Consider the following 10306-nt stretch of genomic DNA (forward strand, 5'->3'; position numbering starts at 1 on the left):
CGCGACCGGCCACAGCAAGCCCGCACCCGCCGACGGCGAACAACCACGTCAGTGAGGGGCGCCCCGCCACCCGGAAACAGGCAGCGCGAACTTCGCCACCAGCCGGTCCGTGAAAGAAGCGTGGTGCAGCCGGGCCAGCCGCACCGGCACGGCCCCCCGCCGCACCTCCACCCGAGCCCCGGCCGGCAACTCCACCGTCCGCCGCCCGTCACACCACAGCACGCCCGGCGGAATGTGCGGCAGAACCTCCACGGCCAGCACCGAATCCGGCGATGTCACGAGCGGCTTCGCGAACAGCGCGTGCGCGGAGATCGGCACCATCAGCAGCGCCTCGACCTCCGGCCACACCACCGGCCCGCCCGCCGAGAAGGCGTACGCCGTCGACCCCGTGGGTGTGGCGCACACGATCCCGTCGCAGCCGAAGCCCGTGACGGGCCGGCCGTCGATCTCCAGGACGATCTCCAGCATCCGCTCGGCGGACACCTTCTGCACGGCCGCCTCGTTCAGCGCCCAGTCCGTGTGCACGATGTCGCCGTTCTGGTGCACCACGACGTCGACGGTCATCCGCTCCTCGACCTCGTACGCCTTGGTCACCACCCGGTCGACGACCTTGTCGAGGTCGTCCCGCTCGGCCTCCGCGAGGAACCCGACGCGCCCGAGGTTGACGCCGAGCATCGGCACGCCGGACGCCCGGGCGAACTCGGCGCCCCGCAGCAGCGTGCCGTCGCCGCCCAGCACGATCAGCAGCTCACACCCGTCGAGGCACTGGGGAGTGGCCTCCTTGACCAGCTCCACCTCCGACGGCAGCGGCAGGTCGCGTGCCTCGGCCTCCAGGACGCGCACGCCGAGGCCGGAGCGCAACAGCCCCTTCACGACGAGCTCGGCACTGCGCACGGCCGCGGGCCGGCCCGTGTGGGCGAGCAGGAAAACAGTACGAGCTCGGTTCTCGGTCAACGCGGCCCCTCCGCCACTGCACGGTCTGCCTCGGCCGGGTCCAGTGCCGGTGCCCCGGACCGCAGCCACAGAAAGTATTCGACATTCCCCGACGGCCCGGGCAGCGGACTGGCCGTCACGCCCTTCACCCCGAGCCCCATCCCCCAGGCCTTCTCGGCCACCCCCCGTACCGCCTCGGCCCGCAGCTGGGTGCTGCGCACCACTCCCCCGCTGCCGAGGCGCTCCTTACCGACCTCGAACTGCGGCTTGACCATCATCACCAGGTCGGCGTCCGGCTTCACGCACCGCACCAGGGCGGGCAGGACCAGCCCGAGCGGGATGAAGGACAGATCCCCCACGACAAGATCCACTGGCTCCCCATCGATCGCTTCAAGCGTCAACTCGCGTACGTTCGTACGGTCCTTGACGGTGACGCGTTCATCTTTCTGGAGGGACCACGCGAGTTGTCCGTATCCGACGTCCACGGCGACGACATGGGCGGCGCCCGCGCGGAGCAGCACGTCGGTGAAACCGCCGGTGGACGCGCCCGCGTCGAGCGCCCTGCGCCCCTCGACGGCCAGCCCCTGCGGCCCGAACACCGCGAGCGCCCCGGCCAGCTTGTGACCGCCGCGCGAGACGTAGTCGGGGTCGCTGTCGTCCTGGGCCACCAGGATCGCGGCCGCGGTCTCCACCTGCGTGGCGGGCTTCGTCGCGACGGTCTTGCCGACGGAGACCCGCCCCGCGGCGATCAGCTGCGCGGCGTGCTCACGCGAACGCGCGAGCTTGCGGCGGACCAGCTCCGCGTCCAGACGGCGACGTGCGACTCCTGCCACGTTCGGTTCAGCTCCTTGGTGCGTGCGGCGTCGGGGGCCCCGGAGGTCCCGGGCGTACGTCGAGCGCGGTGAGCGCGTCGCGCAGCCCCCGGTGTACATCCTCGTACACCTCGAGATGCCCGTCCGTGGCGAGGTGGTCCGCGTCACCGAGCCGGTCCAGGGCGGCGTCCACCCCGGCGTCACCGGTGGGCGCGCGGGGCACGTTCAGGGGAGCGGGGCCGGCAGGGTCGTACGCCGGCTCTTCCTCCGCCGCCGGCGGGGTCTCGGGAACTGCGTCGTCCATGCCCCGACGCTACCGCGAACCGCTGCGGTAACGTCGACCGCGATGGCCACGATCGAGGAGTGCCGCAGCGCACTCGACAAGCTCTCGGACAACATGCAGCGCGCCGAAGGGGACGTCCGCGACGCCGCGGCCCTGGACCGCTCGGTGAGCTGCCACATCACGGACCTCGACGTCACCTTCGCCGGCCGGATGCGCGGCGGGCGGATCGAGGTGCACGACACCGTGCCGGGGCCGCCTCCCGGCAAGGCCGAGATCAGACTCGCCATGACCGGTGACGACCTGGTGGCCCTGGTCGGCGGCGAGCTGAACTTCGCCAAGGTCTGGGGTTCGGGCCGGGTGAAGCTGCACGCCGGTGTGCGTGACCTGCTCCAGCTCAGGAAGCTTCTGTAGCCGCGGTCGTCCCAGCCGTGCTCTTCCCGGCCGTGCCCTGCCCGACCATGCTCGGTACGCGGGCCTTGCGGGCCGCCGGCACGACCAGCGGTGTACCCGTCTCCGGGTCGTCGATGACCTGGCAGCGCAGCCCGAAGACCTCCTCGACCAGCTCGGCCGTGACGATGTCCTTCGGCGCGCCCTCGGCGATGACCCGGCCCTCGCGCAGGGCGATGAGGTGGGTGGCGTAGCGGGCGGCGTGGTTCAGGTCGTGCAGCACGGCCACGAGCGTGCGCCCCTGCTCCTCGTGCAGCTCGGCGCACAGGTCCAGGACGTCGATCTGGTGCTGGATGTCCAGGTACGTCGTCGGTTCGTCGAGCAGCAGCAGGGGCGTCTGCTGGGCGAGGGCCATGGCGATCCACACGCGCTGGCGCTGGCCTCCCGAGAGCTCGTCGACATAGCGGTCGCCGAGTTCGGCGACGCCCGTGCGCCGCATGGACTCCTGCACGATCCGCTCGTCCTCGGTGGACCACTGGCGCAGGATGCCCTGGTGCGGGTAGCGCCCGCGGCCGACCAGGTCGGCGACGGTGATGCCGTCGGGCGCGACGGACGACTGGGGCAGCAGACCGAGGGTCCGCGCGACCTTCTTGGCGGGCATCGACTGGATGACGTTGCCGTCCAGCAGCACCCGGCCCTCGCTCGGCTTGAGCATCCGTGACAGCGCCCGCAGCAGCGTCGACTTGCCGCAGGCGTTGGGGCCGACGATCACCGTGAACGACTGGTCGGGTATCTCCACCGACAGCTGCTCGGCGATGACCCGCTGGTCGTAGGCGAGGGTGACGTTCTCGGCGGACAGGCGGTTCACGGTGCTCCCTTGGTTGTTCAGTCCGCTGCTGGTACTGCTCTCGGTGCTCTTGCCGGCCCTCATATCCGGCCCGCCCGGCGCTCGCTGACCAACAGCCACAGCAGGTAGACCCCGCCGAGCACACCGGTCACCACGCCCACGGGCAGCTGCTCGGCCCCGAACGCCCGCTGCGAGACCCAGTCGGCGACGACCAGCAGCGCGGCGCCCATGCACAGCGAGGCCAGCAGGTTGGGCCCGGGCGAACGGGTCAGGCGCCGGGCCAGCTGCGGCGCGGTGAGCGCCACGAAGCTGACCGGCCCGGCCGCGGCGGTGGCGGACGCGGTGAGCAGCACGGCAGCCACCATGAGCAGCAGCCGTACCCGCTCGACCCGCACCCCGAGGGCGTACGACACGTCGTCGCCCATCTCCATCATCCGCAGCCCCCGCGCGTTGACCAGGACGAGCGGCACCAGCACGGCGGTCAACGCGAGCAGCGGCCACACCTGGTCCCAGTCCCGGCCGTCGAGGGACCCCGTCATCCACACGACCGCACGGGCCGCGTCCACGATGTCGGACTTGGTCAGCAGATAGCCGTTGACCGCCGTGACGATCGCGGACACGCCGATGCCGACCAGGACCAGCCGGTAGCCGTGCACGCCCCGCCTCCAGGCGAGCAGGTAGATGGCGAGCCCGGTCACCAGGCCGCCCACCAGCGCCCCGGCGGCGACCTGGTCGGCGCTGCCCGACGTCAGCACGATCACCACGAGCGCCCCGGCCGTCGCCCCCTGCCCGAGACCGAGCACGTCCGGACTGCCCAGCGGGTTGCGGGAGACGGCCTGGAACAGCGCACCGCCCAGTCCCAGCGAGGCGCCGACCAGCAACCCGACCAGGACCCGCGGCAGCCGCAGCTCGTTGACGATGAACTCCTGGCCCGGATTGCCCTCGCCGACCAGCGTCCGCAGCACGTCGGCGGCCGGGATCGGGAAGTCGCCGGTGCCGATGAGCACGACACTCGCCACGAGCGCCGCGACGAGCAGCAGGAACACGACGATGAGGGCCCGTACGTCCAGGCGTAGCGAGAGCCCGCCGGTCCGCACGGCACGGTTGGTGGTCTTCACAGTTGCGCCGTCCTCCGCCGTCGTACCAGAAAGATGAACACCGGCCCGCCGAGGATCGCGGTGACGATGCCCACCTGGAGCTCCGAGGGCCGGGCCACGATGCGGCCGATGACATCGGCGCCGAGCAGCAGCACGGGCGACAGCACCGCCGCGTACGGCAGGATCCAGCGCAGGTCCGGCCCGGTGAACGAACGCACCACGTGCGGCACCATCAGCCCGACGAACACGATCGGCCCGCAGGCGGCGGTCGCCGCCCCGCACAGCACGGTCGCGGCCAGCATCGACAGTGCCCGGGTGCGGTTGAGGTGGGCGCCCAGCGCCTTGGCGGTGTCGTCGCCCATGGCCATCGCGTTGAGCGGGCGGGCCAGGGCCAGCGCGAGGACCGTGCCGGTCAGCAGGAACGGCAGGACCTGCGTGATGGTCGAGTTCGTCGCCGAGGCCAGCGAACCGACCGTCCAGAAGCGCATCTTGCCGAGCGCCGCCTCGTCCATGATCATCACGGCCTGGAGGTAGCCGTACAGCGCGGCACTGACGGCCGTACCGGCGAGCGCGAGCCGCACCGGCGTGGCGCCCCGGCTGCCGCCCAGGAACCAGACCAGCGCCCCGACCGCGGCCGCGCCGAGGAACGCGAACCAGACGTAGCCGGTCAGCGACGTGACCCCGAAGTACGTGATGGCCGTGACGACCGCGGCGGAGGCACCCGCGTTGATGCCGAGCAGCCCGGGATCGGCCAGCGGGTTACGCGTGAGAGCCTGCAGGACCGCCCCGGCCAGACCGAGCGCCGCGCCGGCGAGCAGCCCGAGCAGGGTCCGCGACAGCCGCTCCGCCACGACGACGTCGCCGTAGGTCCCCGAGTCCTCGAACAAGCCGTGCCAGACCTGGCCGAGGGACAGCTCTTTCGCTCCGATCGCGATACTCGCCAGCGCGACGAGCACCAGGAGCGCCAGGGACAGGAGGAGCCCGAAGGCTCGTACCGCCCGTCGGGTCGGGGGCGCGGGGGCGGGCTCCGCGCGCTGTTCGGGGGGACTCTGGACCAACACGCAGTTAGGTTAGCCTACCCTCGCATTGGAGCGAGATTCGGTGTCCCGCCCCGGCCCGGGTTCCCGGCTCACCCCCCGGTCACCCGGCGGCGACACGAGTGCCCGGCCGGGCCCCAGGCTTTGACAGGTACTCAGAGGCCCAGCCGCGCCAGCGCCTTCCCCCCGTCCAGCTCGCACACACCCTCACCGGCCGCCGTCCACGCCACGGCACACAGTGCGCGCAGCCCGTCCAGCGCCTCGCCCTCCCCGTCGAGCTCCAGCCGGTCCGCCCCGGCCGCCGCGGTCCAGCCCCCGCACCGGAACCCGCCCTCGCCCACCGCGACGACCTCCGGCTGACCGGTGAGCATCCCGCGCAGATCGGCGTCCACGAACGTCGGCCGGTGCTGCGGTGGCGCGGCCAGCAGCTGCGCGCCGTCTGTCACCCCGGTCAGGACGAGCAGCGAGTCGACCTCCCCGTTGAACGCGCCCTCGATGTCCGTGTCCAGCCGGTCCCCCACCACCAACGGCCGCTGCGCCCCGGTCCGCAGAATGGTCTCCCGGTGCATCGGGGGCAACGGCTTGCCCGCGACCTGGGGCTCCGCACCGGTGGCGATCCGGACGACCTCCACCGCGGCCCCGTTGCCCGGCGCGATGCCACGCCCGCTCGGAATCGTCAGGTCGGTGTTGGACGCGAACCACGGCACGCCCCGCGCCACCGCGTAGGAAGCCTCGGCGAACCGGCCCCACGGCAGGTCGGCCCCGCCGAACCCCTGCACCACCGCCGCCGGCTCGTCGTCCGCCGACTCCACGGGCACCAGCCCGCGTTCGCGCAGCGCCACCCGCAGCCCCTCACCGCCGATCACCAGCACCCGGGCGCCCTGCGGCACCTGCTCGCTGATCAGCCGAGCGACCGCCTGCGCCGAGGTGATGACGTCCTCCGCGTCCGTCGGTATCCCCAGTTCCGTCAGGTGCCCGGCCACGGTGTCGGGGGTCCGCAACGCGTTGTTCGTCACGTACGCCAGGCGCATCCCGCCCTCCCGGGCCGTGGCCAGCGACTCCACCGCGTGCGCGATCGCGCTCCCGCCCGCGTACACCACACCGTCCAGATCGAGCAGCGCCGTGTCGTACGCCTCGCTCAGGGCCTGCCCACTGCCCTCGGGCCTCGTCCTGACGCTTCGGCTCATCCCGCATCGCTCCTCGTTCGACGGCTTTCCCCCGATCATCCCCCATGCCACCGACAGCCGTACGATGCCGGGATGAACTCAGCAGGTCACTCGGAGGCAACGACGCACCGAGGCCTGGAACTCACCCCGTTCCGAGGCCTTCGTTACGACCCCGACCGGGTCGGCAGCCTTGCCGCCGTCACATCTCCGCCGTACGACGTCGTGGTGCGCCCCGACGGCCTGCACCACCTCGAGTCGGCCGATCCGTACAACATCGTCCGTCTGATCCTCCCCCAGGCCGCCACACCCAGCGCCCGCAACGAACGGGCCGCCGACACCCTGCGCCGCTGGCTGTCCGAGGGCATCCTGACCACCGACCCGGAACCGGGCCTCTACGTCTACGAGCAGCAGCACGGCGACGGCATGCTGCAACGCGGCATCATCGGCGCCCTGCGCGTTTCGGACCCGGGCGAGCAGCTGGTGCTGCCGCACGAGGACGTCATGCCGCACGTTGTCGCTGACCGCGCGGCCCTCATGCGGGCCACCTCGGCCAACCTCGAACCCCTCCTGCTCACCTACCGGGGCGACGGCTCGACGACCGCCACGGCGGATCTGATCGAACGCACCGCCGCCCGACCGCCGCTCCTGGCCACCACCACCGAGGACGGCTTCCGCCACCGCCTGTGGTCGGTCACCGCCCCCGAGGACCTGGCCACGATCCAGACGGACCTCGCCCGGCACCAGGCCCTGATCGCCGACGGCCACCACCGCTGGGCGACCTACCGCCGCCTGCGCGCGGAGCACCCCTCCCCCAGCCCGTGGGACCACGGCCTGGTCCTCCTCGTCGACACGGCCCGCTATCCCCTCCGGGTCCGCGCCATCCACCGCCTCCTGCACGACCTGCCGGTCGCCGCTGCGGTGGCCGCCCTGGAGGGCCACTTCCGCGTGCGCCGCCTCGACGTCCCACTCGCCGAGGCGCTGGAGACCCTGGCCGACGCGGCCTGCGCCGGCAACGCGTTCCTGCTGGCCGGCGACGGCGCCTTCCACCTCGTCGACCACCCGGACCCGGACCTGCTGGCCCGTACGATCCCCGCCGACCGCCCGGCGGCCTGGCGCACCCTGGACGCGACGGTGCTGCACACCACGCTCCTCGACCATGTCTGGCGGATCTCCGAGGACTCCCCCGCCCACATCGCCTACATCCACGACACGGCGGCGACGGTCGAGAAGGCGGAACGCGACGGCGGTACGGCCGTCCTGATGCACCCGGTCCGCGAGGAGGTCGTCCGCGAGCTGGCCCGCCAGGGCGTGACGATGCCCCGCAAGTCGACGTCGTTCGGCCCGAAACCGGCGACGGGCCTGGTCCTGCGGGCGCTGGACCTCTGACAGGACGGAAGCAGGCGCCGACACGACGTCGGCATGACGCACCGACATGGCGAAGGGGCGGAACCCGAGGCCTCACAGCCCGGGTCCCGCCCCTTCCCTTACGGACGTCAGTCCTTTCCATGGACGTCAGTCGTCAGTCGGTCCCTACGGACGTCAGTCCTTGTCGTCCTCGTCGGCCTCGACCTCGACCCCGTCCTCGACCTCGGCCGCGTCCGCCTTCGGCGGGGCCTGGGCCTCGTCGTCCTCGTCCTCGACCATGGCGTCGACGAACTCCACGCCGTCCAGCTCGGCGAGCCGGTCCGAGGCGTCGGTGCTGCCGTCACGATCAGCCTCGACGGCCTTCGCGAACCACTCACGTGCCTCGCTCTCCCGCCCTGCGGCGAGCAGCGCGTCGGCGTAGGCGTACCGCAGGCGCGCGGTCCACGGCTGCACGGAGTTCGCAGCCAGCTCGGGGCTCTGCAGCGTCACGATGGCCGCGTCCAGCTGCCCCATGTCCCGCCGGGCCCCGGCCGCGACGAGCCGCATCTCGACCTGACCGGCCTTGTCGAGCTTGTGCACCTCGGGTGCCCCGGCCATGTCCAGCGCCTTCTCGGGCCGGCCGAGCCCGCGCTCGCAGTCGGCCATGACGGGCCACAGGTCGATGTTCCCGGTCATCCGCTTGGCGGCGCGGAACTCGGCCAGTGCCTCGCCGTACTTCTGGCTGGCGTACGCGGCGAATCCGGCTGCCTCCCGCACGGCGGCGACACGCGACGCCAGCCGCAGCGCCACCCTGGAGTAGCCGTACGCGCCCTCGGGGTCCTCGTCGAGGAGCCGCGCGACCATCACGAGGTTCCTGGCGACATCGTCCGCGAGCGTCTTGGGCAGGCTCTGCAGTTCCTGCCGTACGTCCTTGTCGATCTCGTCACCCGTGACGTCCTCGGGGATCGGCAGCCGCTTGATCGGCTCCCGGTCCCGCTCGCGGTCCTCACGGAACCGGCCGGGGCCGCGCCGGTCGTCCCGGCCGCGGAAACCGCCCCGGTCGCCGTCACGCCGATCGCCGTCGCGCCGGAACCCACGGTCACCGCGGTCGTCCCGCCGGGGCCCGCGCCCACCGCGGTCGTCACGGCCGCGGAACCCACCGCGGTCGCCGCGGGTGTCATCCCTGCGGAAGTCGCCGCGGTCGCCACGGGGGCCGTCCTCGCGGCGGAAACCGGGACGTCCACCCCGGCCGCTGTCGTCGCGCCGGAAGCCGCCGCGCTCCCCACGGTCGTCACCGCGACGGACGTCCCCACGCCGGTCGTCCCCACGACGGTCATCCCGACGCTCATCCCCGCGACGCTCATCACGGCGCTCGTCACGGCCCCGGAAGCCACCGCGGTCGTCGCGCCGGAAACCGCCACGGTCACCGCGGTCGCCGTCGCGCGGCCGGTCCCGGTCATCACTGCGGAAACCGCGGTCACGGTTGTCGTCGCGGCGGAATCCACCACGGTCCCGGTCGTCGCGGCGGGGGAACCCACCGCGGTCGCCGTCGCGCCGTTCGCCACGCCGGTCATCGCGCCTGTCGTCGCGCCGGTCGTCCCTGCGGTCGTCGCGCCGGAAGGCGGGGCGCTCGCCGCGGCCGTCCCGGTCGTCACGGCGGAAGGGGGGACGCTCACCACGGTCGTCCCGACGGAACCCGCCCCGGTCACGATCGTCCCTGCGGGGCCCGCGGTCACGGTCGTCACGCCGGCCGAAGCCACCGCCACGGTTGTCGTCGCGACGGAACCCACCACGGTCACGGTCGTCTCGTCGCTCACCACGGTCGTCCCGGTCGTCACGGCGGAAGGGGGGACGCTCACCACGATCGTCCCGACGGAACCCACCCCGGTCACGATCGTCCCTGCGGGGCCCGCGGTCACGGTCGTCACGCCGGCCGAAGCCACCGCCACGGTTGTCGTCACGACGGAACCCACCGCGCTCACCGCGGTCGGGACGATCGCCGCGGTCGCCTTCGCGACGCCCGTACCCGCCACGGTCGTTGCCGCCACGGTCGTTGTCACGGCGGAAGCCTCCACGGTCTCCGCGGCCCCCGCGCTGACCGCCGCCGTCATTCCGGTCGCTCCGGTCCCCCTCCCGTCGCCGCTGGTCGCGCTCCGGTCGGTCGTCGGGAGAGTTGGTGGACATGGTGACTCCTGTCTTCGGTACCGCAAGTCATTCTCGCGCAGCCGGGTGCCCAGCGCGCACTGCAAAAACAAAAAAGGACCCTTGGTCCCAGCTGAACGCTGGGACCAAGGGTCCTTCCAAAGATTGTTCGGCGGCGTCCTACTCTCCCACAGGGTCCCCCCTGCAGTACCATCGGCGCTGTAAGGCTTAGCTTCCGGGTTCGGAATGTAACCGGGC

At 72.6% G+C, this 10306-nt stretch carries 10 protein-coding genes and 1 rRNA gene; 2 read left to right on the top strand and 9 right to left on the bottom strand.

Translation table 11 applies throughout. The features are described 5' to 3' along the window. Positions 1–48 precede the first annotated feature (48 nt). Genes AB0B29_RS19340 through AB0B29_RS19350 form a run of 3 tightly spaced genes read right to left on the bottom strand, consistent with a single transcriptional unit; the run spans position 49 to position 2049 of the window. On the bottom strand, positions 49–954 hold the full coding sequence (locus tag AB0B29_RS19340) for an NAD kinase (RefSeq protein WP_053672290.1): 906 nt from the start codon (positions 952–954) through the stop codon (positions 49–51). Further along, on the bottom strand, positions 951–1766 hold the full coding sequence (locus tag AB0B29_RS19345) for a TlyA family RNA methyltransferase (RefSeq protein ID WP_362240972.1): 816 nt from the start codon (positions 1764–1766) through the stop codon (positions 951–953). The genes AB0B29_RS19340 and AB0B29_RS19345 overlap by 4 nt, the downstream gene beginning before the upstream one ends. 7 nt (positions 1767–1773) lie before the next feature. After that, positions 1774–2049, bottom strand: coding sequence for a hypothetical protein (locus AB0B29_RS19350; protein ID WP_362240975.1), 276 nt, complete (start codon positions 2047–2049; stop codon positions 1774–1776). 42 nt (positions 2050–2091) lie between these two features. Between AB0B29_RS19350 and AB0B29_RS19355 the strand changes: the two genes are divergently transcribed. Continuing rightward, on the top strand, positions 2092–2439 hold the full coding sequence (locus AB0B29_RS19355) for a sterol-binding protein (protein ID WP_362240977.1): 348 nt from the start codon (positions 2092–2094) through the stop codon (positions 2437–2439). Here the strand turns inward: AB0B29_RS19355 and AB0B29_RS19360 are convergent. From AB0B29_RS19360 to AB0B29_RS19375, 4 genes are all read right to left on the bottom strand, one after another. Next, entirely contained in the window at positions 2423–3346 is a 924-nt protein-coding gene (locus AB0B29_RS19360; protein WP_362240980.1) for an ABC transporter ATP-binding protein, read from the bottom strand. The genes AB0B29_RS19355 and AB0B29_RS19360 overlap by 17 nt on opposite strands. Beyond that, positions 3343–4380, bottom strand: coding sequence for a FecCD family ABC transporter permease (locus tag AB0B29_RS19365; protein WP_362240983.1), 1038 nt, complete (start codon positions 4378–4380; stop codon positions 3343–3345). Before AB0B29_RS19365 ends, AB0B29_RS19360 begins: the two co-directional genes overlap by 4 nt. Then, entirely contained in the window at positions 4377–5420 is a 1044-nt protein-coding gene (locus AB0B29_RS19370; RefSeq protein ID WP_362240986.1) for a FecCD family ABC transporter permease, read from the bottom strand. Before AB0B29_RS19370 ends, AB0B29_RS19365 begins: the two co-directional genes overlap by 4 nt. A gap of 131 nt (positions 5421–5551) precedes the next feature. Then, positions 5552–6583, bottom strand: a complete 1032-nt coding sequence (locus AB0B29_RS19375; protein WP_362240989.1) for an HAD hydrolase-like protein — start codon at positions 6581–6583, stop codon at positions 5552–5554. 72 nt (positions 6584–6655) lie between these two features. On the opposite strand from AB0B29_RS19375, the gene AB0B29_RS19380 reads away from it, so the two are divergent. Further along, positions 6656–7948, top strand: a complete 1293-nt coding sequence (locus tag AB0B29_RS19380) for a DUF1015 domain-containing protein (protein ID WP_362240992.1) — start codon at positions 6656–6658, stop codon at positions 7946–7948. 153 nt (positions 7949–8101) lie between these two features. Here the strand turns inward: AB0B29_RS19380 and AB0B29_RS19385 are convergent, their stop codons facing one another. Both AB0B29_RS19385 and rrf read right to left on the bottom strand, forming a co-directional pair. Then, a complete protein-coding gene (locus AB0B29_RS19385; RefSeq protein WP_362241048.1) occupies positions 8102–8878 on the bottom strand; it encodes a tetratricopeptide repeat protein in 777 nt (258 codons plus the stop codon). Positions 8879–10215: 1337 nt separating this feature from the next. Further along, positions 10216–10306 (bottom strand): 5S ribosomal RNA (rrf, locus tag AB0B29_RS19390); the annotation flags it as partial.

It is taken from the genome of Streptomyces tibetensis (assembly GCF_040647715.1).
Lineage (GTDB): Bacteria > Actinomycetota > Actinomycetes > Streptomycetales > Streptomycetaceae > Streptomyces > Streptomyces tibetensis_A.